Annotated in this window: 18 protein-coding genes; 17 read left to right on the top strand and 1 reads right to left on the bottom strand. The window is 58.4% G+C overall.

Annotated features, from left to right (window positions below; genetic code table 11):
• Window positions 1–235 precede the first annotated feature (235 nt).
• The 5 genes from M3223_RS03315 (at window position 236) to M3223_RS03295 (ending at window position 13,009) form a co-directional block, all read left to right on the top strand.
• The gene (locus M3223_RS03315) at window positions 236–1,414 is read left to right on the top strand and encodes an exonuclease SbcCD subunit D (protein WP_251558913.1); all 1,179 of its coding nucleotides are present in this window, start codon (window positions 236–238) and stop codon (window positions 1,412–1,414) included.
• Window positions 1,411–4,503, top strand: coding sequence for an AAA family ATPase (locus tag M3223_RS03310; protein WP_251558911.1), 3,093 nt, complete (start codon window positions 1,411–1,413; stop codon window positions 4,501–4,503). The genes M3223_RS03315 and M3223_RS03310 overlap by 4 nt, the downstream gene beginning before the upstream one ends.
• 228 nt (window positions 4,504–4,731) lie before the next feature.
• Complete coding sequence (addB, locus tag M3223_RS03305) at window positions 4,732–8,340, top strand: helicase-exonuclease AddAB subunit AddB (RefSeq protein ID WP_251558910.1); 3,609 nt, start codon at window positions 4,732–4,734, stop codon at window positions 8,338–8,340.
• Window positions 8,321–12,355 carry a helicase-exonuclease AddAB subunit AddA gene (addA, locus tag M3223_RS03300; protein WP_251558908.1) on the top strand — a complete coding sequence of 1,345 codons (4,035 nt, stop codon included), beginning with the start codon at window positions 8,321–8,323 and terminating at the stop codon, window positions 12,353–12,355. The genes addB and addA overlap by 20 nt, the downstream gene beginning before the upstream one ends.
• A 15-nt stretch (window positions 12,356–12,370) precedes the next feature.
• The gene (locus M3223_RS03295) at window positions 12,371–13,009 is read left to right on the top strand and encodes a hypothetical protein (RefSeq protein ID WP_251558906.1); all 639 of its coding nucleotides are present in this window, start codon (window positions 12,371–12,373) and stop codon (window positions 13,007–13,009) included.
• Window position 13,010: 1 nt separating this feature from the next.
• On the opposite strand, the gene M3223_RS03290 is transcribed toward M3223_RS03295, so the two are convergent.
• Entirely contained in the window at window positions 13,011–13,388 is a 378-nt protein-coding gene (locus M3223_RS03290) for a hypothetical protein (RefSeq protein ID WP_251558904.1), read from the bottom strand.
• A 13-nt stretch (window positions 13,389–13,401) separates the two neighbouring features.
• Between M3223_RS03290 and M3223_RS03285 the strand changes: the two genes are divergently transcribed.
• The 12 genes from M3223_RS03285 (at window position 13,402) to ybeY (ending at window position 23,200) form a co-directional block, all read left to right on the top strand.
• Window positions 13,402–13,713, top strand: a complete 312-nt coding sequence (locus tag M3223_RS03285) for a hypothetical protein (RefSeq protein ID WP_251558902.1) — start codon at window positions 13,402–13,404, stop codon at window positions 13,711–13,713.
• 205 nt (window positions 13,714–13,918) lie between these two features.
• Window positions 13,919–14,275: a histidine triad nucleotide-binding protein gene (locus tag M3223_RS03280; protein WP_251558900.1), complete on the top strand. Its 357-nt coding sequence runs from the start codon at window positions 13,919–13,921 to the stop codon at window positions 14,273–14,275.
• Between the two features lie 85 nt (window positions 14,276–14,360).
• Window positions 14,361–14,534 carry a 30S ribosomal protein S21 gene (rpsU, locus tag M3223_RS03275; protein WP_005547957.1) on the top strand — a complete coding sequence of 58 codons (174 nt, stop codon included), beginning with the start codon at window positions 14,361–14,363 and terminating at the stop codon, window positions 14,532–14,534.
• Between the two features lie 15 nt (window positions 14,535–14,549).
• The gene (locus M3223_RS03270; RefSeq protein WP_251558898.1) at window positions 14,550–14,993 is read left to right on the top strand and encodes a GatB/YqeY domain-containing protein; all 444 of its coding nucleotides are present in this window, start codon (window positions 14,550–14,552) and stop codon (window positions 14,991–14,993) included.
• Window positions 14,994–15,219: 226 nt separating this feature from the next.
• Entirely contained in the window at window positions 15,220–15,951 is a 732-nt protein-coding gene (locus M3223_RS03265; protein WP_251558895.1) for an NfeD family protein, read from the top strand.
• Between the two features lie 45 nt (window positions 15,952–15,996).
• A complete protein-coding gene (gene floA, locus M3223_RS03260) occupies window positions 15,997–16,992 on the top strand; it encodes a flotillin-like protein FloA (protein WP_251558893.1) in 996 nt (331 codons plus the stop codon).
• A 57-nt stretch (window positions 16,993–17,049) separates the two neighbouring features.
• Window positions 17,050–17,772 (top strand): hypothetical protein, encoded by a 723-nt coding sequence (locus M3223_RS03255; protein WP_251558891.1) that lies wholly within the window; start codon window positions 17,050–17,052, stop codon window positions 17,770–17,772.
• A gap of 204 nt (window positions 17,773–17,976) precedes the next feature.
• Window positions 17,977–18,270, top strand: a complete 294-nt coding sequence (gene yqfC / locus M3223_RS03250; protein WP_251558889.1) for a sporulation protein YqfC — start codon at window positions 17,977–17,979, stop codon at window positions 18,268–18,270.
• Window positions 18,267–19,460, top strand: coding sequence for a sporulation protein YqfD (yqfD, locus tag M3223_RS03245; protein WP_251558887.1), 1,194 nt, complete (start codon window positions 18,267–18,269; stop codon window positions 19,458–19,460). The genes yqfC and yqfD overlap by 4 nt, the downstream gene beginning before the upstream one ends.
• A 7-nt stretch (window positions 19,461–19,467) precedes the next feature.
• Window positions 19,468–20,439 carry a PhoH family protein gene (locus M3223_RS03240; protein ID WP_251558885.1) on the top strand — a complete coding sequence of 324 codons (972 nt, stop codon included), beginning with the start codon at window positions 19,468–19,470 and terminating at the stop codon, window positions 20,437–20,439.
• Between the two features lie 17 nt (window positions 20,440–20,456).
• Window positions 20,457–22,706: an HD family phosphohydrolase gene (locus tag M3223_RS03235; RefSeq protein WP_251558883.1), complete on the top strand. Its 2,250-nt coding sequence runs from the start codon at window positions 20,457–20,459 to the stop codon at window positions 22,704–22,706.
• Window positions 22,703–23,200, top strand: coding sequence for an rRNA maturation RNase YbeY (gene ybeY, locus M3223_RS03230; RefSeq protein WP_251558881.1), 498 nt, complete (start codon window positions 22,703–22,705; stop codon window positions 23,198–23,200). The genes M3223_RS03235 and ybeY overlap by 4 nt, the downstream gene beginning before the upstream one ends.
• Window position 23,201 lies beyond the last annotated feature (1 nt).

The following is a 23,201-nucleotide window of genomic DNA, read 5'->3' as shown; positions in this document are numbered from 1 at the left end:
GGGTTGTCATGGCACGCCTTGTAATGCTACTGTATAAGAACATATGTTCATAGAAGCTAGTAGAACTGGTGAAAAAAGGAATGGGCTGAAATTGAGCCTAGACCGGCTGAAATCCGAGGTTAACCGTGATGGAGGCAGGCTTTTGGAGCGGCAGCTCGTTTTTTTATCAATTTTCAGAGCGAACAGAGAAAGCCAATGAATGGATTTAAATGAATCGGGAGAGGGGAAAGCGGCCATGAAATTCATCCATACGGCAGACTGGCATCTCGGCAAGCTGGTTCAGGGCGTATATATGACGGAGGATCAGCGGCATGTGCTGGAGCAGCTTCTGGATGTTATCGAAAAGGAGCGCCCCGACGCCGTTGTCATCGCAGGCGATCTGTACGACCGGGCCGTCCCGCCGACCGAGGCGGTAGAGCTGCTGGACGAGACGTTGTCCCGCATTGTTATCGGGCTGCAAACGCCCGTTATCGCGGTATCCGGCAATCACGACAGTCCGGACCGGATCAGCTTCGGCACACGCCTGATGGCGGACAGAGGGCTGCATTTGGCGGGCCAGTTCAAGCTGGACGCGGAACCGGTAAAGCTGCGGGATGATTTCGGCGAGGTCCATTTTCATCTTGTCCCGTACTGCGATCCTTCGATGGTCAGGCTGGCGCTGCAGGATGAGAGCATTCGTACGCATGATGCGGCCATGAAGGCTGTCACGGAACGTTTGGCGGCAAGACTTGATGCGAATGCGCGCCATGTGTTTGTCGGACATGCTTTTGTAACTCCAAGCGGGGAGCCGCAGGACAATACGAGCGATTCCGAGCGTCCTTTGTCCATTGGCGGGGCGGAATATGTGAAGCCGGATTATTTTAAGGCGTTCCAGTATACAGCGATGGGCCATCTGCACCAGGCGCACTGGGTAGGCAGCGAAAACATCCGTTATTCCGGCTCGCCGCTCAAATATTCCGTATCCGAGGAGCATCACCGCAAAGGTTACCTGGTGGTTGAGCTGGACGGCGAGGGTAAAGTCAGTGTGGAGCATCGGCTTTTGGCGCCGAAGCGGGATATGCGCCGCGTCAGCGGATACATAAAGGATATCGAAGCTAGCCGTGATAGAAGCGAGGATTATGTGTTTGTAACGCTGCTGGATGAAAATCCGGTGCTTTTCCCGATGGAAAAGGTGCGCACGGTCTATCCGAACGCCCTTCATGTGGAGCGGCGTCCTGCGGCGGCGCTTCCCCGCACGGAGAGTTCCTCAGATGAATCGGCCGGTTCCGGGCGCAGCCGCCGGGACAGCGATCCGCTTTCGCTATTTGCGGCATTTTACCGCGAAGTGAAGGAAATCGAGCTTAGCGAGAGCAAAAAACAGCTGTTCCAGGACGTTTGCCGGAACGTGCTTCAGGGAGAGGGGGCGGCGCGATGAGACCGATCCGGTTGACGATGTGCGCCTTCGGGCCGTACCGGGACGAGGAGACCATTGATTTCGAGCCGCTGCACGGCAGAGGGCTGTTTGTTATTTCGGGACAGACCGGTGCCGGCAAAACAACGGTGTTTGACGCGCTTTGTTACGCGCTGTACGGGGCGGCAAGCGGAGAGGACCGGGCGGAGACGCGCATGCTGCGCAGCCATTTTGCGGGCGACGGCCAGCCGACCTCGGTCGATTTTCAGTTTATGGCGCGCGGCCGTACGTACCGGGTGTTCCGGCAGCTGCCGCACCGCCGTGCGGGCAACAAAAGCGAAACCGGCGGCAAGGCGGAGCTGTACGAGCTGACGGAGAGCGGCGAGCTGCCGGTGACGGACCGTTTTCATATCAAGGAAGTGGACGCCCGCCTGGAGGAGCTTGTCGGCCTGACGAAGGATCAGTTCAGCCAGATCGTCATGCTGCCGCAGGGGGAGTTCCGCAAGCTGCTGACCTCCGATACGGAAAATAAAGAAGAAATACTGCGCCGCCTGTTTGGAACTGAGCTGTACCGGCGGCTGGAGGAAAGCTTTGCCGGGCGGGCGCGCGAGCTGCGCGAGGCGGTTAAGGATAACCGCCAGCGGCTGCTTTATATCGGCGAGCAGGTCAAGAGCAGCCTGCCGCCCCGCCAGGAGGGCTCCCTGTCCGCCGTGCTGGCGCAGGAGCATGCCGGAGCCGTCCAGCTGCTGGACGGGCTGGCGGAGGAGGAGCGGCATTATGCGGAGCTGGCCGTGCAGCTGCTTAAGGTGCGAAGCGAGGCGGAGACGGCGTGGGAAATGCAGCGGGCGAAGCTTGCTGAAGCGGCGCGTGTGAACGGCCGTTTGGACGAGCTTGATGCGGCCCGGCGGGCGGCGGAGCAGCTGGAAGCGCGCGGCATTGAGATGAGCGCGCTGGAGAAGCGGCTGGCTGCCGCCGAGCAGGCGGAGCGCCTTGCTCCGTATGAGGAGCAGGCGCAGCGCGCGGCGGCGGAAGCGGCGGCAGTGGAGCAGCGGCGTGGCGAAGCCGCCGCTGCTGCGGAGCGCGCCGCGCTGCGGCTGGAGGCCGCCGGAGCAGCGGCGGCGGCCGAGGAAGCCCGCGAGCCGGAGCGCCGCGAGGCGGAGCGGGAGCAGCAGCGGCTTGGCGAGCTGCTGCCGTCGGTCCGCACGCTCGGCGAGCGCCGGGCGGAGCTGGAGCGGCTGCGCGCAGGCGAGCGGCGGCTGGCGGCGGAGCAGGAGCGCGCCGGAGCGGAGCTGGAGCGCAGCCGCGCGGAGCGCCGCGAGCTGGGCGGGCGGCTGGAGGCGCTGGAGCGGGAACTTGAGGCGCTGCCGGACCGAGAGCGGCGGCTGGACTTCCTGCTGCGCCGCCATGAGCTGCTCAAGCTGCTGCAGGCTGCTGCGGCGCAGGCAGCGGAGCTGGAGCGCTCCCGTGTTGAGCGCGAACGGGCGGCGGCAGCGCTCCGTGAGGAGACGGAGCGGCTGGAGCAGCGCTGGATTGAAGGGCAGGCGGGCAGGCTCGCCGCGCATCTGCATGACGGCAAGCCGTGCCCGGTATGCGGCAGCGAGTCCCATCCCGCCAAGGCTCTTGAGGGCGGGGAGACGGTCAGCCGCGAGGAATTGCAGGCCGCTAAAGAGCGGCTGCTGCATCTGGAGCGCGAGCTGGCGGCTGTATTCGCTCAAGCGGCAGCCGCGATGGAGCGCTCGGCTGAGGCGGAAGCGCGGCGCGGCGAGCTGGAGATCGGCGGCGAGCCGATGGAGCTGCAGCTTGAGCGCACGCTGGAGGAGGGCCGCCAGCTGCGCGTTGAATGCCAGCGGCTGAAGGCGCTCCAGGCGGAGCGCGGCCCGATGCGCGAAGCTCTGGGCGGCGTAGAGCGCCGCATAGAGGCGTTGGAGGCGGAGCGCGAGCGGCTGCAGGCGGAGCGTCAGCCGCTTGCGCTTGATATAGCGGCGCGCAGCTCGCGCCTGGAAGCGGAGCTTGCGACGGTGCCTGAGCCGCTGCGGGATGCGGCGGAGCTGGAGCGCCGCCTGGCCGCCGCGGAGAGGCAGGCGGCGGAGCTTGGCGCCGCGCTGCGGCGGGCGCAGGAGCTGCTCTCCGCAGCGCGGACCGGCGCGGCGGAAGCGGCTGCGCGGCTGGAGCAGCTGGCGGAGCAGGCTCGCGGCGCGGCGGAGGCCGCCGAGACGGCTCGCCGGCGCTTAACGGCGGAGCTGGCCGCCGCCGGGTTTGCCTCGGCGGAGGCATGGCTTGCCGCGCGGATGGCGGAAGCGGCTCGCGGCCAAGGCCGCCGCGAGCTGGAGGCGTACCGCAGCGGACTTGCCGCCCAGCGGCGGCTTGCCGAGGAGCTGGAGCGCGAGCTCGCAGGCTCTGAGCGCAGCGAGCTGGACGGGCTTGCCGCGGAAGCGGAGCGCCTTGGCGCAGAGCGCGAGAGCGCCGATGCGCGCTGGCGCGAGGCCGACCGCTGCCGCGCTCAGGCAGGCGCGCTAGCGGCTGCCGTAGGGGAAGCCGCCCGCCGTTATGGCGATTCCGAGCGCGAGCTTGAAGAGGTCGCCGATCTGCATGAGATGCTCAAAGGCGACAATGCGCTGAAAATTTCCTTTGAACGATATATTTTGATCGAGTTTCTGGAACAGATTTTGCACGCGGCCAACGAGCGGCTGAGAGAGCTTTCAAGCGGCCAGTTCGTGCTTGAGCGCAGCGGCCGTCTGGAAGCTCGCGGGCGGCAGAGCGGACTGGGACTCGATGTGTACGACAGCTATACCGGCCAGAACCGGGATGTGAAATCCCTTTCCGGCGGCGAGAAGTTTAATGCCTCCCTGGCGCTGGCGCTTGGCATGACAGATGTCATCCAATCCAGCCGGGGAGGCGTGTCGATCGACATGATGTTCATCGATGAAGGCTTCGGCTCGCTCGACGAGGAGTCTCTCGGCAGAGCCATATCGGCTCTCGCCGACCTGCAAAAGGCCGGACGGTTGATTGGCGTCATTTCGCATGTGCAGGAGCTGAAGGATGCTTTCCCGGCCGTGCTTGAAGTGAGGAAAACAAAAGAGGGCCACAGCAGCACCCGGCTTGTGTTGAAGTAAGGGTGCTTAGGACCAACTGGCCTGCTGTTCCGGCTTGACGGTGCGCAGAAGCTTGGATTTGGTATCAGGAGCAAACACGTCTTCATAGCGCCGAAGCGCAACTAATAAATGAACATACCGCTATTTTTAATGGATGGCACTTACAAACATAAACCTCCCGCGCAACCTGGCCCGGGAGGAATCATCTTAACAAGAGCGGCGTCGCCGCCGGAAGGGAGCGCGGAAACGATGGGACTTCAGTTCATATTGGGAAGAGCGGGCACGGGCAAAACCTCCGCTTGCATGGAGGAAATTCGCCGCGAGCTGGCCGCCGACCCGGCAGGCCCGCCGCTTATTTTGCTGACGCCGGAACAAGCGACGTTCCAGACGGAGTACGCGCTGCTCGGTACGGGAGATGTCCGCTCCAGCCTTAGAGCCCAGGTGCTCAGCTTTCGCCGGCTGGCGCTGCGCGTCATGCAGGAAACGGGAGGAGCCGCCCTTGTTCCTGTAGGCGAGAACGGCAAAAACATGCTTCTGCACAAAATCATGCACCGGTTGTCGCCTCAATTGAAGCTGTTTCGCGGCGGAGCCGAGCAGCAGGGCTTCATCGCCAAAATGGGCGAGCTGCTTACGGAATGGAAGCGGTACGGGATTGACTCCACTGCGCTGAGAGAGCGGTTCGGACTGACCATTGATTCGGAGGACGCTCCGGGCTCCGGCAGCTTGTTGGGCCGAAAGCTCCACGATCTGGAGCTGGTTTATGGAGAGCTTGAACGCGAGCTGGCGGGGCATTACATGGACGACGAGGACCATCTGAGCTATTTGGCGGACGGCTTCGGCGATTGCCGCTCCATGCAGGGAGCCCGCTTCTGGCTGGACGGCTTTAGCGGGTTTACGGCCCGCGAGTTAACCGCTGTCGGAGCGCTGCTTCGCCATGCGGACTCCGTGACGATAACGCTCTGTCTAGACCGATCCTACGCAATTGGCGAGAAGCCGCATGAGCTGGATTTGTTTTATCCTGCGGCGGATACATTTACCCGGCTGCTTGCGCTTGCGGATGAAGTTGGCGCAGAAGTGGAAGAGCCGCGCGTGCTTTCCGCAGCACTTGCTCCCCGGTACCGGCAGGACGGCATGCTGCAGCACCTGGGCCGGAATTTCGGAGGGCGGATTCCGATGAGGGCCGCTCTAAATGATGAAATTGCGCTTACGGCCGCCGCCAGCCGCCGAGCCGAGGTGGAAGCCGCTGCGCGTGATATGGTGCGTCAAGTCCGCGACCACGGCATGCGCTGGCGGGATATGACAGTCACTATGCGGCAGCCGGCGGATTACAGCGATACGATTTTGAACGTGTTTGCCGACTATGGCATCCCGTTTTTCTTTGACGGCCGTAAAGATGTGCTGCATCATCCGCTGGTGGAATTCATCCGCTCTGCGCTGGAAACAGTGCTGTACGGCTGGAAGCATGAAGCGATATTCCGGTGCGTCAAAACCGAGATGCTCTTCCCGAAAAACAGCCGGGAGCAGCGCGAGCGTTTTGACCGGCTCGAAAACTACGTGCTGGCAGCAGGTATTGAGGGCCGCCTGTGGGGCAGTCCCAAAAGCTGGCGGCCTCTGCATACGGGAGGCGTCGAGGACGAGCCTTCCGAGGCAAGCGCCCGCGAGCGTGCGGAGCTGGACGATCTGCTAAAGGCCCGAGCCGAGCTTGTCCGTCCGCTTTCCCGCTTGCAGCGGCGTCTGGCAAAAGCAGCTTCGGTGCGGGAGCAATGCGAGGCGCTGTTCGATTTTCTGGACCGCACCGGGGCAGCGGACCGTATGGAGCAGCGGGCCGAGCAGGAGCTGGCGGCGGGACGGCCGGGAGCGGCGCGTATTCAACGGCAGGTGTGGGATGGAGTGATCGCCCTGTTGGACCAGCTTGTGGAGATGGCGGGAGCTGAGAGCATACCGGCTGATCTGTTTGCAGGTTTGATTGAGACGGGCCTTGAGACGCTCAAGCTGTCCGCCGTACCGCCTTCGCTCGACCAGGTCGTCGTTGGCGCGATGGACCGGCTGCGCACCGGACAAGTTCGCGCTGCCTATATTTTAGGGGCGAGTGACGGCGTATTGCCGCTGCGCATTCAAGAAGACGGACTGCTTACGGACCGCGAGCGCGAGCAGCTTGGCGATTCAGGTCTGGAAATGGGGCCGGGCGTACGCCGCAGGCTGTTGGATGAGCGATTTATCGTTTACCGCGCTTTTTTGACCCCTTCTGACAGGTTATGGATCAGCTGGCCGCTGGCCGACGAAGAGGGCAAAAGCCTGCATCCGTCGGAATACGTCCGCCATATCCGCCAGCTGTTTCCCCAGTTGATTCTATCGTCCGCTGCTGGCGTGCCGGAAGTGAATTTGGCGTCCAGTCGGCTGTTAGACTATTTGGAGCTGCCGGAGCGCGCTCTATCCTACCTCATTCCGCGTCTCCGCGATTGGCTGGACGGAGGGGAGATGGAGCCGCTTTGGCAGGATGTGTACAATTGGTTTGCTGAAAGGCCGGAATGGCAGCCAAGGCTGCTTGCCATGCTGCAATCCATCGATTATGAAAATCAAGTCGTCCGGCTCGGGCGCGGCATGGCAGACCGTCTTTACGGCGGCCAGCTGACGGCAAGCGTAACGCGTATGGAACGTTTCGTTTCCTGTCCGTTCCAGCATTTTGCCGTGCATGGCTTGAAGCTGAAGGAACGCAGGCTGTACCGGCTGGGCGCTCCCGACATGGGGCAGCTGTTCCATGCCGCGCTGACCAAGGTTGCCTCCGAGCTTGGGGAAGGCTGGGGACGCTCCGGCCCTGCGATCATTCAGGAGGCTGCGGGCAAAGCGGTCGACGAGCTGGCGCCGCGCCTGCAGTCGCACATTTTGCTCAGCAGCGGACGTTACCGCTATATCGCGGGCAAGCTGAAGTCCATCGTGGCCAGAGCTGCCGTCGTTCTCGGCGAGCATGCCCGCCGGGCTGAATTTCAGCCGGTCGGACTGGAGGTTCAGTTCGGCCCTGGCGGAGAGCTGCCTCCGCTTGACGTCGAGTTCCCGGACGGCAGCGGCATGATCCGGCTGATCGGCCGGATCGACCGGGTTGATGCCGCGCGCTCCGACAAAGGCCTGCTGCTGCGCGTGCTGGATTACAAGTCCAGCGCTACGCAGCTGCGGCTGGAAGAGGTGGCAAGCGGGCTTTCGCTGCAAATGCTGACCTATCTGGACGTGCTGCTTACTCATGCCGAAGGCTGGCTTGGCGAGCCGGCTCAGCCGGCTGGCGTGTTATATTTTCATGTGCAAAATCCGGTAATGAGCGTTCCTGCGGGACTTCCCCAGGATGAAGCTGCGGCAATGCTGCTCAAGCGGTTCAAAATGCGCGGCCTGCTGCTTGACGACGCCGAGACGGTGCGGATGATGGATGCAGGGCTGGAGGGCCGTTCCGATCTGCTCCCGGCCGGCTTCAAAAAAGACGGGACCTTCCTTGGCGATTCCGCTGTTGCCTCGGGGCGGCAGTGGGAGCTGCTGCGCCGTTCCGTGCGCCGCACGATCGGGACGATCGGGCAGTCGGTAAAAGAGGGCGAGATCGCCATCCGCCCTTACCGGCTGGGCTCCAAAACGCCCTGTCAATTTTGCTCCTATAAACCGGTGTGCCAGTTCGACCCGCTGAATGAAGGCAATGATTATTTGAAGCTGGCCGCTCCCGGCAGGGAGGAATTTTGGACTTCCCTGGAGGGGCTGGCGGATGCGCAGTCGGAGCCGGCGGCAGGGGAAGAGGATGCCGTCAGCCTGCTTTCCCCGGGGCTGAGTAAATTAGCCGATATCAACGGAAGGAGAGATGAAGATGACCGAGCCGATTCTTAAGCCGGAGGGCTCGCGCTGGACGGACGAACAGTGGGCCGCCATTACGGCCCGCGGCGGAGATGTGCTTGTGGCCGCCGCCGCCGGTTCAGGCAAAACAGCCGTGCTTGTCGAGCGGATCATCCGCATGATCTCCGAGGACATCGATGTGGATCAGCTGCTCGTCGCAACGTTCACCAAAGCCGCTGCCGCCGAAATGAAGGAGCGGATCCGCGCCGCTTTGGAGGCGGCGCTGGAGCTTCAGCCCGATTCGGAGCATCTGCAGCGCCAGCTTGCGCTGCTTGGCAGAGCCTCCATCACGACGCTGCACTCGTTTTGCCTCGATGTCATCCGCCGTTATTATCCGTTGATCGGCCTTGATCCGGGCTTCCGGGTTGCCAACGAAACCGAAAGCGAGCTGCTGCGGCTGGAGGTGCTGGACGAGCTGTTCGAGCGCAAATACAGCGAAGCTTCCGCCAGCAACGTTCGCTTTCTGGAGCTTGCCGACCGGTATGGCGGCGAAAAGAGCGATGAGCCGCTCTATCGCCTCGTTCAGCAGCTGTACGAATTTTCCCGTTCGCAGCCTTGGCCGGATGAATGGCTGCGCGGCATGGCGGCGGCATTTAATGTGGAAGATCCTGAGGATGTGGCGGACAGCCCGTGGCTGGCGGCGCTTGGAGCGGATGTGCGGCTTAGCCTGCAGGGAGCGGCCGCTGCGCTGCGCGAAGCGCTGGAGCTTGCGCTGTCACCAGGAGGCCCGCTGCCCTATGCGGATACGCTCGGGGACGACCTGCGGCTGGTCCATTCCATCGAGGAGGCCGTGCTGACGCGGCCTTGGGATGAATGGCGGGATGCCTGGCAGCTCGCGGGCGGGTTCGGCCGCCTGAAGTCCGTTCGCTCCGGCGGTGACGCCGATCCGCTGCTGCAGGAGCGGGCCAAGGAGCTGCGCGACGAGGCGAAGAGCATCATCGATGAGCTTGGCAAAGAGATTTTCAGCCGGCCGGCCCGCGCCTACACGGAGGAGCTGAGGCAGCTCGCGCCGCTTATGGAGACGCTTGCCGAGCTGGTCATTGAATTTGACGAGTCCTACCGTAAGGAAAAACAGCGCAAGGGTCTGCTTGATTTCGGGGATCTGGAGCATTATTGTCTGGCGATTCTACGCTCTGAGACATCCACGCCGGAGGCGGCGTTTCCTTCGACGGCTGCGCTGGATTACCGGCGGCAGTTCCGCGAGGTGCTGCTGGATGAGTACCAGGACACCAACCGGGTTCAGGAGTCCATCGTGGAGCTGCTTACGGGCTCGGCCTCCGAGCCTTCCGAACGAAAGGGCGGCCGGCGTTTTATGGTCGGAGACGTTAAACAAAGCATCTACCGGTTCCGCCTCGCCGAGCCGGATCTTTTTCTGGACAAGTACCGCAGGTATGGCCCTGATGCAAAAGGCGAAGGCCGCAGAATCGATCTTGCCCGCAACTTCCGCAGCCGGCAGGAAGTTGTAGACGGCGTTAACGCTGTCTTCCGGGCGCTGATGCGGGAGTCTGTCGCGGAGATGGACTATGACCGGTCGGCGGAGCTGGTGCTTGGGGCCTCTTATCCGGATGCGGAGCAGCCGGAGGCAAATCGGGTCGAGCTGGCGCTCATCGACCGCCAGGGCAGCGGCGGGCGGGGAGGCGCAGAGCGGGCTGCCGCTGCTGCGGAAGCGGCCGACAGCCGCGAGGCGGAGCTGCGTGAGGAGGCTGCCGATCTGCAGACGGCCCAACTGGAGGCCAGATTCATCGCCCGGCGTATTTTGAAGCTGCGCGAGGAGGCTTTCCATGTTCAAGACGGCAAAGGCGGCAGCCGCCATTTGGCCTGGAGGGACATCGTCGTGCTGCTTCGCGCTACGAAGTCTTGGGCGCCGGTGCTTATGGAGGAGCTGCAAACAGCGGGAATACCGGCTTATGCCGAGCTCGGCAGCGGATATTTTGATGCGGTCGAGGTTGATACGATGCTGTCTGCGCTTCGGGTGACGGATAACCCTTATCAGGACATTCCGCTGGCTGGCGTGCTCCGTTCGCCGATGTTCGGGCTGACGGCGGAGGAGCTGGCTATGGTTCGCATCATCGGCGGCCAGAACAGCTTTTATGACGCGCTGGGCCAATCCGCGGACAGCCTGCTTGCTCCGCCTGATCTCCGGCATAAGCTGAATTATTTCCTTGGAAAAATGGACGTCTGGAGGGAGGCGGCCCGTCAGGGCAGTCTGGCGGACCTCATCTGGCGCATCTATAGTGAAACGGGTTATTATGATTGGGTCGGCGGTTTGGCCGCCGGAAGCCAGCGCCAGGCGAATCTGAGAGCGCTGCATGACCGGGCGCGGCAGTTTGAGGCGGGTTCGGCGCGGGGGCTGTTCCGCTTCCTTCGTTTCATGGACCGGATGAGAGAGAACGGCGGAGATTTGGGGGCTGCTGGAGCGCTCGGCGAGGGCGAGGATGTCGTCCGCATCATGTCTATTCACAAAAGCAAAGGGCTGGAGTTCCCGGTTGTTTTTGTCGCTGGACTGGGCAAAAAGTTCAATCAGCAGGACGTCAGCTCAACCTTTCTGATGCACAAACAGCTCGGCTTCGGGCCGAAATTCATTGACCCCGAGCTAAGGCTCAGCTATCCGTCGCTGCCCTGCCTTGCCATTCGCCGCAGAATGGGGATGGAGATGCAGGCGGAGGAGCTGAGGGTGCTTTACGTAGCGCTGACCAGGCCGAAGGAGAAAATGATTCTCGTCGGTACGGTCGACGACGCTCAGCGTCACATTGCCCGCTGGAGCTCGGCCCGCGGAGCGGAGGGCTCGCTCTCTGATTACCGGATTGCGTCAGCAAGGCGTTATTTGGATTGGCTCGGCCCGCTTGCGGGTTTGTCCGAATCCGAATCCGATGTCGATGAAGGTATTCCCGGTGATAGAGAAGGGGCTGTTTCCGGCAGCGGTGCAGCCGATGTCTTTACCGACTTGACCGTCACTCTGCTGGCAGACGCCTCGTCCGGATTGCAAACCCATCCGTCGCTGGAGCGTCTTCGTTACGGCTTCGCCAGCTGGCGTTCCGGCGTTGTGCCCTTTTTTACGCTGGGCGGCGAGGCCGCAGCAGCCGTTGAGGCGGAACCAATCGACCGGACCGAAGAACGCCAGGCTGTGATGCATACCGTTCCGCTGCCTGACGGAGGCTGCAAGGACGAGGTTGATATTCGTCTTTCCTGGAGGTATCCGTATCCGGAAGCTCCTAGAATTGCCGCTAAAACTTCCGTTACCGAGCTTAAACGGCTGCGCGCCGAAGCGGCGGCTGGAGAGGATGCGGCGCCGTTTGGAAACGGTCCGTTTGTTGAACCGATTGACGGGGCAGCATTTGCAAGGAGCCGGGAGCAGGGCGGCAATCCGTCTGGAGATGAGTTCGCAGCTCGCTGGGCGGGACCCAAAGAACGGCCTGGCCTCGGTTCGGCTGCTGCGTCCTTCCGTCTGCGCCGCCCCAAATTTCTGGAGCAAAGCGGCATGACGGCAGCCGAAAAGGGCACAGCAGCCCATACGCTGCTGCAGCATCTTCCGCTGCAGCAGCCGTTGACGCTGGATCTGGTGAATCAAACGTTATCTGAGCTTGTGTTGAAACGGATTTTATCGGAGGAGCAGGCCGAGGCAGCAGATGCGGAGGCGGCGCTGGCTTTTTTTGAGAGCCCAGTCGGACAGCGGATGTCGGCCGCAAACAAAGTATGGCGCGAGCTTCCGTTCAGCTGTGTGCTGCCTGCGGAGCAGGCGTTTCCGTCCATCGCCTCGGATGAGGCAAGCGAGCCCGTGCTGCTTCAGGGCGTTATCGACTGCCTTTTTGAAGAAAACGGACGGCTCGTGCTTTGCGATTACAAAACGGACCGTGTGCCGGGCGGCGATTATGAGGCGGCTGCTGAAAAGCACCGCTTCCAGCTCGGATTGTATGCCCGGGCAGTAGAAGAGGCTATGGGCCGCCCGGTTGACGAAATTCACCTTTATTTTCTCAGCGGCCGTATCGCGGTCCGACTGGAACCTGCGTAGAAAGGAACGATAAGCGTGACGCAAGAGCCTCAGCCAAAATCAGGGCGCAGCATGACGACGGCCGTTTTGTTCGTGCTGTTGACGGCAAGCCTGATCGGCAATGTATTTTTGTATGCTCATTATTTGCAGAACGGGCAGCAGGAGCGCGCAAAGAAAGGCGAGCTGATTTTTCTGCAATGGAAGGAAACCCAGGACAGCCTGACAAAAGCGGCTGCCGCCTGGAAGGAAGTGCGGGAGGACGGTCCGGCTGACCGCGACAATCAGCTCAAGGTCTATTATGGCATGCTTAAGCCCGAAACGGTGCTTGAGCCCCTTTATAGCTTTAATGAGTCGGGATTGACCGAAATGCCTCTGGCAGAGCTGCTTCAAGCAGGGCAAGAGCTGAGCGATAGTTCTGCGGATTGGCCTAAGGAATATAAAAACTCTGTGTTTGCGCTGCAGGTGTCCGTGCTGAAAACAGCGATGGAAGGAACGCCGGAGGAACAGCAGAAATTGCAAGATGTGTTAAACAAGCTGGTTGAGCAGGCCGCAAAGGTTGATACGTCGATCGAGTCCCGCGAACGCTATTTAACGCTTCTTGCCGAAAAAACCTGGAAGGAGGCGGCGCTTGAGATGGCCCGCATCGTTTCGGCCTATACGCCGCCTGCATCATAATTCAGGCATAATATATTTTTATCGGGACAAATAACCAGCCGCCCATGGGCTGCATAGGATAAGGCAGAACGATGATTGAGGAGATGATATTCTCAATGGAACCTGTCAATCCTGTAGCAAGCCCGGCGGCTACTACTGTTCCGGTGACGCAAGCCCCGACAGCTACGCTTAAAGCGCCGACGGCAGCTAAACCAGCTGCACCGGCACCGGTAAAGGCGCCTACGGCGGCAATGCCGACGACAAAAGCCCCTACAGCAGCAATGCCGACAAAAGCGCCGACAGCGGTAATTCCGCAGCCGACTCCGATGCCGATGCCAATGCCGATGCCAGTTGCGCCCGCGCCATCCACGACGATCAACAACACCATTGTAGTCGTCATGGAGAAGCCCGAAATGAAGCATTTCTGCGACAGCCACAAACATCGCTACGTTCTGGCCCATACGAAGGACGGCTGGTGCGTCGATGGCTTCATCGAGCATCATGACGATGAGTACGTTTGTCTGGCTGTTCCTTGCGGGATGAATGAAATCGATCCGCGCGCTTTCATCGGCGGCCCTGGCTTCGGTCCCGGCTTCGGTCCCGGCTTTGGCCCTGGTTTTTATCCGCCGCTCTATCCTTACCCTTATTATCCGCGCCGCCGTTTCGCCCGTGCCGTATTCCCGCTCGCGGCTTTGGCCGGACTGACTCTGCTTCCTTTCCTGTAACAAAAACATCCGACAGCGGTGCACCAGCTCAGCGGACTCCCCGGCCCGTTATGCTGCTGCGCCGCTTGGTTTTTTGGACGAACCAGCAGGTCAGGTATTACGGATATTGTGAGAAAGGTAAGGACAAGCCCCCGGCTGTGTTAAACGTTAGACGATAAGCGGAGAATGAGCTACAATAAGGGGAGAATTCGAAAGGAGCTGTCGGATGAGCGACTGTATTTTCTGCAAAATCGTTGAAGGATCGATCCCGTCGACCAAAGTGTTTGAAAACGACCATGTGCTGGCTTTCCGCGATATCGTTCCGGCGGCGCCTGTACATATTCTCGTTATTCCGAAGCGTCATATTCCGACAATGAACGATGTTGCTCCGGAGGATGCCGCGCTGCTGGCAGAAGTGCTGCTGACTGCGCAAAAAATTGCCAAGGAAGAAGGAATTGCGGAGTCTGGCTATCGCCTGATCAACAATTGCAATTCCGACGGAGGACAGACCGCATACCACCTTCATTTCCATCTTTTAGGCGGTCGTCCGCTTGGCGCATTGTTGGAAGGGCATTCGAGTTGACACTTGCTCTTTCCATCAACTATAATGAAATTTGATTAGCCGTGTTCATCTTCTGGACCGTCTGTTTCGGAGGGAGGGATAACAAGTGTCTGAAACGAAAGTTCGCAAAAATGAAACCATCGATGCTGCACTCCGCCGCTTCAAGCGCTCCATTGCTAAGGACGGCGTCCTGGCTGAGGTGAAGAAACGCAAGCATTACGAAAAGCCGAGCGTTAAGCGCAAGAAGAAATCCGAGGCTGCGCGCAAGAGAAAGTTTTAGGAGGATCCTTCCGAAATGAGCCTTAGCCTAAGATTGGACGACGACATGAAACAAGCCATGAGGGACAAGGACAAGTTCCGCTTGACCACTATCCGCATGGTGCGTGCAGCTGTTAAGAATCAGGAAATCGACCTTAAGCGTCCGCTTGAGGATGGTGAGATTCTTGACATCGTTAGTCGCGAAATCAAACAGCGTAAAGATTCCCTCCAAGAATTTCAAAAAGCCGGCCGTGACGATCTTGTAAAAGATGTCGCAGCAGAAATTGATATTATTAGTGTCTACCTTCCCGCACAGCTGACCGAAGAAGAAATCAAAGCAATTGTAGAGCAGACGATCCAGGAAACCGGTGCTTCTTCCAAGGCCGATATGGGCAAAGTCATGAGTGCCCTTATGCCTAAAGTAAAGGGACGCGCTGACGGTAAGCTAGTAAATCAAGCGGTACAGCAATTTCTGCCATAATCTCGGACCACAACAACACTCCCTCCCGAGGGAGTGTTTTTTGGTGTGATCGCCTGAAATTTATCGGAACGAAAGGTGTATTTTACCGTAACAAGGAGTAAGATTTGCTTAAGAGCTGAATTATTGAGCGCTGCAACCTGGGAATCAACGGGTGCCAGGCTTGTCCTGACTGGCGGCGGGAAGGTTCAAGGAGCGATTACAAAGCAATGGAAACGGGGGTGTTTGATTGAAAAGGCTAAGACAGACGGTCTCAAGCCTCGCTGCAGCAGTCATGCTGCTGATGATCCAAGCGGCTCCAGCATTCGCTTCAGGAGTGAGTGAACCAACAGAGATTGCCTTGGCGAATCCATATGTCGCCGCGCTGCTGCTGTTTGTCGGTTTTACGGGCACGATGCTTGCGCTTCTGTTGTCCGGCTTTGCACTTCCGGGTCTGGCGGGCATTATCGGCTTCGGCTTATTTTTTCTCGGCGGGCATCAGGCGGGTTACAGCGAAGGGCTTGATGTGTTTTTTTTCGTCATTGGAATCGTGCTGCTCGTTCTGGAGCTGTTTGTTCCAAGTTTTGGAATACTGGGCATACTGGGGGTGGCTGCGCTCGTCCGGGCAATTCTGTTCAGCTTCGAGGACAGCGATACGGCGCTTATTAGCATGCTGTCCGCATTTGCAGCTGCGCTTATCGTCGTTACGCTTATTGCGCGCCGATTCAAGGAACGGGGAATTTGGAACCGCTTCGTGCTGAAGGAACAGCTCACATCGGAAGAAGGGTTTGTATCTGCTGAATCCAGAGCGGCTCTTCTTCATCAAGAGGGAGTTACGATAACTCCTTTGCGGCCTGCGGGAATCGTTGACATCGGCGGAGAGCGCATCGACGTTGTGACGTCGGGAGAATTTATCGCTCAAAATGCGATGGTCAAGGTGTATAAGGTTGACGGGACCCGAGTTATCGTAAGGCAAGTTTAAGCAAATGTAACCTACCATCTATTTTAAAGGAGTCGAATCAAAGATATGGAACTTAATTCAATCGGTTATGTAATCGCGGGAATTGTGGCGCTGATTGTAATCGCAGTATTTCTCAGCTTTTTCCCGATTATGCTGTGGATATCCGCGCTTGCTTCCGGAGTCAGAATCGGCATTATTACGCTAGTTGCGATGCGTCTTCGCCGGGTTACGCCAAGCCGGATCGTCAATCCGATGATCAAGGCGACCAAGGCCGGCCTTGGTTTGTCGATCAATCAGCTGGAAAGCCACTATTTGGCCGGCGGTAACGTCGACCGTGTCGTCAATGCTCTAATTGCCGCCCAGCGTGCGAACATCGAGCTTGAATTCGCCCGCGCCGCAGCGATCGATCTGGCTGGCCGCGACGTGCTGCTGGCCGTTCAGATGAGCGTTAACCCGAAAGTAATTGAAACGCCGGTTGTGGCCGCAGTGGCCAAAGACGGAATTGAGGTTAAAGTAAAAGCCCGCGTAACGGTTCGTGCGAATATTGAAAGGCTCGTCGGCGGCGCAGGTGAAGAAACGATTATTGCCCGTGTTGGCGAAGGTATCGTTACAACTGTCGGCTCCTCCTCTTCCCATAAGGACGTGCTTGAAAACCCGGATATGATTTCCCGCACTGTGCTCGGCAAAGGTCTTGACGCCGGAACAGCTTTCGAGATTTTGTCCATTGATATTGCGGATGTGGACGTAGGCAAAAATATCGGCGCCAACCTGCAAACCGAGCAGGCGGAAGCCGACAAGCGGATTGCGCAAGCAAAAGCGGAGGAACGCCGTGCAATGGCTGTCGCTCAGGAGCAGGAGATGAGAGCGCGGGTCGTTGAAATGAGAGCGCTCGTCGTTGAATCCGAGTCGCAAGTGCCGCTGGCAATGGCGGAAGCGTTGAAATCCGGCAAGCTGGGCGTGATGGATTATATGAATCTGAAAAACCTCGAAGCCGACACCCAAATGCGCAGCAGCATCGCCAAGCCGGAAGGATCGGCTGACGACAATAAACCGAACGAATGACCGAATGGGTCAATACGGTCAGCGCAAGCTGCGCTGCATGGGAGGTGAACATCGGTTTTGGATAATCTCCTGCAAACATTGCTTAATTTTGTGTTGAGCAATATTGTTGTTGTATTTGTCATTTTAGGAGCGGTCGGATCGCTGATTGGCAAGCTTTTTCAAAACCAGGGCCAAGGGCAGAAGCCGAAGCCGCCGGGGCGAATGCCGGATTTTGGCGGGGGCGGCATGCCTGTTTTTCCAAGCCGTCCATCTGCTTCGCCGCTTGAGCGGCAGCCGGCGTCCAGGCAAGGACAGACGGGACCGATTGGGCGTCCTGCAGTCCGGCCGATGCATTCAGATGCGGAGGCCGAAGGCACAGGCGGAGATGAAGGACGTTCCAGCGAATGGCAGGAGTATACGGATGACAGCGAAAGATATGAGCAGAATTCGTCATCCGAAGGGCGGAGCAGCGAATGGTCTGACTCTGCGCCGGATAATAGGGGATTTGGGGGCCGTAATGCGCCTGGGGAAGATGCAGAAGGCCAATGGCATTCCCAGCCCCGCGACAGCCGCACCAGTCCCTTTGGTCACGTGCATTCCGAGGCGGCTCGCCCGGCAGTGGCTGCGGCGAGTACAGTCGGCAGCAGATCAACGATGGATAAGCTTGGCGCAAGTATGTCTCACCCGGACGAAAACGGGTTGGGTGCAGCTCGCCGTTTAACAGGCGAAGATTTGCGGCAGGCGGTGCTGTGGGCGGAAATTTTAGGCCCGCCGCGCTCGCGAAAGCACGGACGTCGCTAACTGTTGTCAGCGCAATTACATGCAGGTTTAATTTAGAAACGCCTTTTTTCCGCTTTGACGGAAAGAAGGCGTTTTTTATGATGCCGGGATGAGGAAGATCATTGAGATTCGACCGGCAGAGAGCAGCTGTTTTTTCATAAACATCGGCTTTGCGGCATAGGTATTGAAAGATGAATGCGACATGGAGGGAGACGGGACACCCCTATGGGCAAGCTGAACCGCAAGCTGCGCAAATTAACCGCCGATATTCTTGACCTGCCCCAGGATGTCGCTTTCGATCTGCCGCGGATGACGATGATCGGCGACCGGCAGCTTTATATCGAGAACCATCGTGGCGTACTGCATTTTTCCTCCGAGCAGCTGCGTCTGCAGCTTAGCCAAGGTGTGCTGGAGGTAACCGGAACGGACCTGATTATTCGCACGATTTGGACGGAGGAAGTATTTATAGAAGGCAAAATTCAATCCATTCAGCTGATGGAAGGGGGGGGGCAGCGATGAAAGAGGGATGGCTGCAAAAGGTGCAGGGGATCGCAACGGTCCAGATCAGAGGGGGCGAGCAGGAAGCGCTCGTCAATGCTGCCCTGGCGGACGGTCTGGCGCTCTGGTCCATCCGCCGGACAAGCCCGGACCGAATGGAGTTTTCCTTGACTGTGCCGGATTTTTTCCGGCTCCGTCCTTATTTGAAGCGGACAGGCTGCCGGATTCATGTGACCGGACGCAGCGGCCTGCCGTTTTGGCTGGAAAAGGCGGGCAAACGCAAGTTTTTTGCCGTAGGCATCGTGATCTTTTTTGTCAGCATGTATTTGCTTTCGTCCCTCGTTTGGAACGTTGAGGTGCGAGGGAATGATAGGATTAAGACGGAGGATCTGCTTACTGCGGCCAAGGCGGAGGGGGTATACCCGTTTCAGTGGCAGTGGAAGCTGCCGGAACCGGCGGATCTCTCAAAACGTTTAGCCCAGCGGCTGCCGGATGCGGCATGGATCGGTGTCGAAAAAAGAGGGACAAGGCTCATTGTGCAGGTTGTTGAAACCAAAAAACCGGCCGATCCCAGCCTGCAAAATCCGCGCCATCTTGTTTCTACGTCCGATGCGGTCATAACCCGGATTATCGCGGATAAAGGAAAACCCGTCGTTCACGTCAACACGCGCGTCAAAAAGGGGCAGGTGCTCGTTTCCGGCATCATCGGCGAAGGCGCCAACACAGCGACAGTCGTGGCGGATGCGGAGGTGCGCGGGCTTGTCTGGTACGAATACAATATCGTATCGCCGCTTGTGCAAAAGACGAATGTATATACGGGTGAAACGAAGACCAAATGGTCGCTCGTCTTGTTCGGACGGGCCCTGCAGGTGAGCGGCTTCGGAAAAAATCCGTTTCAGGCGTCCCAGACGCGCGAACAGCTGCAGCAGCTGGGCTGGCGGGACAAAAAGCTGCCTATCGGCAGGCTTAAAGAAACGGTTATGGAAATGAGAACGGATAGCAGAACATTGACCCAGGAGGAAGCGGCGGCGCTGGGGCTGCTGCAGGCAAGGGCGGATGTGCTGTCGAAAGCGGGTACGGATGCTGTCGTCAAAGAGCAAAAAATTTTGCATGAGAAGTCGGACAATGGTAAAGTTTATATGAAAGTTCTGTTGGAAGTGGACCAGTCTATCGTGAAGGAAATGCCACTAGTTCAGATGCAAGGAGAATGAGGAACGTTTGCTGACTGAGACGAAAACCGTAAAAATTGCACTGGACAACGCGGCGGAAGGGCTTGCGCTATTCGGCCCCCGCGACCACTACCTGAGACTTATCGAGGCGCAGACGGAATCAACGATCCGCTCCCGCGAAGCAGAGATTGTCATTTCCGGACCCCAGCAGGAAGTCGAATCTCTGGAGCAGCTTTACAATGTTTTACTCCAGCTGATTCGAGGCGGCTATACGCCTTCCGAACGGGACATGCATTATGCGCTTGAGCTGTCGCGCACGCTTGAGGCGGATCAGCTGCTCGACCTGTTCAAAATGGAACTGACAACGACGTTCCGCGGCAAGCCGATTCGTGTTAAAACGATTGGACAGCGCCACTACGTAAAGACGGTCAAGGCCAAGGATATCGTATTTGGCATCGGGCCGGCCGGTACGGGCAAAACCTATTTGGCTGTTGTAATGGCGGTCGCAGCGCTTAAAGAAGGCGCGGTAAAAAAGATTCTGCTGACCCGTCCGGCCGTTGAAGCCGGCGAGAATCTGGGCTTTCTGCCGGGCGATCTGCAGGAGAAGGTCGATCCTTATTTGAGACCGCTTTACGATGCGCTGCACGACGTGCTGGGGCCGGAGGCGACGGCTAAAGCTTTTGAACGAGGAATTATCGAGATCGCGCCGCTGGCCTACATGCGGGGAAGAACGCTGGATGATTCTTATATTATTCTTGACGAAGCGCAGAATACAACGCCGGAGCAGATGAAGATGTTTCTGACCCGTCTTGGCTTCGGATCCAAAATGATCATTACCGGCGACGTTACGCAGATCGATTTGCCGCGTGGCAAAAGGTCTGGCTTAATGGAAGCGCAGCGCATTCTTGCGAACATTCCCGAAATCGGATTCATTATATTCACGGAAGCAGACGTCGTCCGCCATTCGCTCGTTCAAAAAATCATTCTGGCTTACAATGAGGATGCCGAAAATCAAGCATAGAGAGGATTGTTGCCTGCATGAGCCGGAATAAGGAAGACAGCCGGAGTGCGGCCGAACAGCCTTCATGGGCAGCCAGCTGGAAGCAGAGCACGGGCATCCGCCTGGCGCTCTGCGTTTTGTTCGTGCTGCTGTTCTATTTCAATCTCTCGCCGCATCTGGTTCCTCAGACGTACAACATCACGCTGAACGAAGAGAGCAATCGGGATATCGTCGCTTCCAAAAGCGTAGAGGATAGAATCGCAACCGCTAAAGCACAGGAGCAGGCAGCCGAATCGGTGGAACCGATCTCCAGCTCACTGCCGCTGAAACCGGAATCGATTCTGAACCGGATTTTCAACCGGGTCGAGCTGTTGAACCAGGATGAGGGCGTCAGCGCAAGCGATAAAATTGAGATTTATCAAAACGAAATCCCGTCGTATTACCTGGAGTATATCGACGAGTTTGTACGGACGAATACCGGCAAGGCGGATATGAGCGACGAGCTGCTGGCGGAAATGTCCCGCGTTGCCAAAGCACAAAGCTACTCGGTTCCGGCAGAGGTGTTTTACAAGCTGCCCTCGCTGACAGCCGCACAGCTGACGGAGATGCGCCAGGTGGCGATCAACGTCGCCCGCAAGCTGTCCGCGGAGCCGATTCGCGAGGCGGAGGCTGCGCGCTCCAAAGTAGCCGAGCTCGTCAACGCAAGCTCGCTGACGCAGCGCTCGACCCGTGAAATCGTACAGGAGCTTGCGCGAATGACGCTCATGCCGAACAAGTTCCTGGATACGGCGGCGACGGAGGAAGCACGTCAGCTGGCGCGCGAGAATACAACGCCGGTTATCATCAAGGAAGGCGGAGTCGTCGTCAAAAAGGGCGAGCTGATTACGCAGGAGAAATACGACATGCTTGAAGGAGCGGGACTGCTGGGCGGACAGCGCAATTATTTGCCGCAGATCGGCCTGCTGCTGACCAGCCTGCTGTTTTTGAGCGTTATTGTCGTGTATCTTTACCAGACGGGGCGGATCGGCGGCGTAAAGCCGCGGTACAACAACATGCATCTGTTCATGTTATGGCTCATCCTGGTGCTTAACTTTGTCATGATGCAGGCGACAGCGCTGGCGCAATCCAGCTCGATGCCCTATGTCGGCTATCTGGCGCCTGCAGCAGTCGGCACGATGCTGATTACGCTGCTGCTGGACAAGCATTTAGCGATTGTCAGCTCGTTTATTTTTGCGATCATGGGCAGCATTATCTTTAATCACGATGCAAGCCTGATTTTTGATTTCAAGTACGGGTTTGTCATCAGCGTCGTGTCGTTTAGCGCGATCTTTACGGTGCACCGGGCCAGCCAGCGCTCCGCGATTCTCAAAGCGGGCATTATGGCGAGTCTGTTTGGCACGGTTACGGTGCTTGCTGTACTGCTGCTTGGCACGCTGCCGGACCGGTCGGAAATTCTATATTCTCTTGGTTTTGCGTTTGCCAGCGGTCTGATTACGGCGGTGCTCGTTATCGGCCTGATGCCGTTTTTTGAGCTCAGCTTCGGCATTCTGTCCGCGCTCAAGCTTGTTGAGCTGTCCAGTCCCAACCATCCGCTGCTGCGCAAGCTGCTGACGGAGACGCCGGGAACGTATCACCACAGCGTCATGGTTGGCAACCTGTCGGAAGCGGCGGCTGAGGCGATCGGGGCGGACGGGCTGTTATGCCGCGTCGGGTCGTTTTATCACGATATCGGAAAAACGAAGCGCCCGAATTATTTCATCGAGAACCAGTCCAACATGGAAAATCCGCATGACAGCATGGACCCTAAGCTGAGCAAATCCATCATCGTGGCCCATGCCAGGGACGGAGTGGAGATGCTTAAGCAGCACAATATTCCGAAGCCGCTGCGCGACATTGCCGAACAGCATCATGGCACCACCTCGCTCAAGTTTTTCTATTTCAAGGCGGTTAAACAAGCGGAGGAGGACGGAATCGAGCCGGATTTCACGGAGGATGATTTCCGTTATCCCGGCCCTAAAGCGCAATCTAAGGAAGCGGCGATTGTCGGCATTGCGGACTGCGTGGAAGCGGCCGTGCGAAGCTTGCGGAACCCGACGATGGAAAACGTGGAGTCGATGATTCAGAAAATTATTAAAAGCCGTCTGGACGACGGCCAGTTCAATGAGTGCGACTTAACGCTCAAGGAACTGGACAAAATCGGCCAGACGCTGAAGGAAGCTGTAATCGGCATCTTCCATTCCCGGATTGAATATCCGGAAGAGGTTAAAACAAAGGAGAAGCTGGCATGAGTTTGACAATGGATTGGAGCAGCGAGCAGGAAATCATGGACATCCCCGCACAATGGGGAACAAGGCTGGAGCAGCTGCTGGTGCTGGCTGGACAAGCGGAAGGAATTACGGAAGGTGAAGTTGCGGTCACCTTTGTTGACGATAATCGTATTCATGAGCTGAACCGCGAGTACCGCGGCATCGACCGTCCTACGGATGTGCTGAGCTTTGCGATGCAGGAGGAATCCGACGAGGAGCTTGACATCGTGTACGAAGTGGAGGAAGATGAAGAGCTGCCTTTTGCGGAGCCGCTTGGTGATATTATCATCTCGGTTGAAACGGCGGCGCGGCAGGCGGAAGAATACGGGCATTCCCTGGAAAGGGAAATCGGGTTTCTGTTTGTGCACGGTTTCCTGCATTTAATCGGCTACGATCATCAGGATGACGCGTCCGAGGCTGTGATGACCGCCAAACAAGAAGCGGTCCTTCAGCAAGCAGGTTTAACGAGGGGCTGAG

This window comes from Paenibacillus pasadenensis, from assembly GCF_023715725.1.
Taxonomy (GTDB): Bacteria; Bacillota; Bacilli; order Paenibacillales; family Paenibacillaceae; genus Paenibacillus_O; species Paenibacillus_O pasadenensis_A.
This window is presented reverse-complemented; position numbering and strand designations above follow the sequence as displayed.

Coding starts and splice junctions, on each gene's coding strand:
- M3223_RS03315 (WP_251558913.1), top strand. CDS start 236: ATGAAATTCATCCATACGGCAGACTGGCATCTCGGCAAGCTGGTTCAG.
- M3223_RS03310 (WP_251558911.1), top strand. CDS start 1,411: ATGAGACCGATCCGGTTGACGATGTGCGCCTTCGGGCCGTACCGGGAC.
- addB (WP_251558910.1), top strand. CDS start 4,732: ATGGGACTTCAGTTCATATTGGGAAGAGCGGGCACGGGCAAAACCTCC.
- addA (WP_251558908.1), top strand. CDS start 8,321: ATGACCGAGCCGATTCTTAAGCCGGAGGGCTCGCGCTGGACGGACGAA.
- M3223_RS03290 (WP_251558904.1), bottom strand. CDS start 13,388: ATGACGACTACAATGGTGTTGTTGATCGTCGTGGATGGCGCGGGCGCA.
- M3223_RS03285 (WP_251558902.1), top strand. CDS start 13,402: ATGAAGCATTTCTGCGACAGCCACAAACATCGCTACGTTCTGGCCCAT.
- M3223_RS03280 (WP_251558900.1), top strand. CDS start 13,919: ATGAGCGACTGTATTTTCTGCAAAATCGTTGAAGGATCGATCCCGTCG.
- M3223_RS03270 (WP_251558898.1), top strand. CDS start 14,550: ATGAGCCTTAGCCTAAGATTGGACGACGACATGAAACAAGCCATGAGG.
- floA (WP_251558893.1), top strand. CDS start 15,997: ATGGAACTTAATTCAATCGGTTATGTAATCGCGGGAATTGTGGCGCTG.
- yqfC (WP_251558889.1), top strand. CDS start 17,977: ATGGGCAAGCTGAACCGCAAGCTGCGCAAATTAACCGCCGATATTCTT.
- yqfD (WP_251558887.1), top strand. CDS start 18,267: ATGAAAGAGGGATGGCTGCAAAAGGTGCAGGGGATCGCAACGGTCCAG.
- M3223_RS03235 (WP_251558883.1), top strand. CDS start 20,457: ATGAGCCGGAATAAGGAAGACAGCCGGAGTGCGGCCGAACAGCCTTCA.
- ybeY (WP_251558881.1), top strand. CDS start 22,703: ATGAGTTTGACAATGGATTGGAGCAGCGAGCAGGAAATCATGGACATC.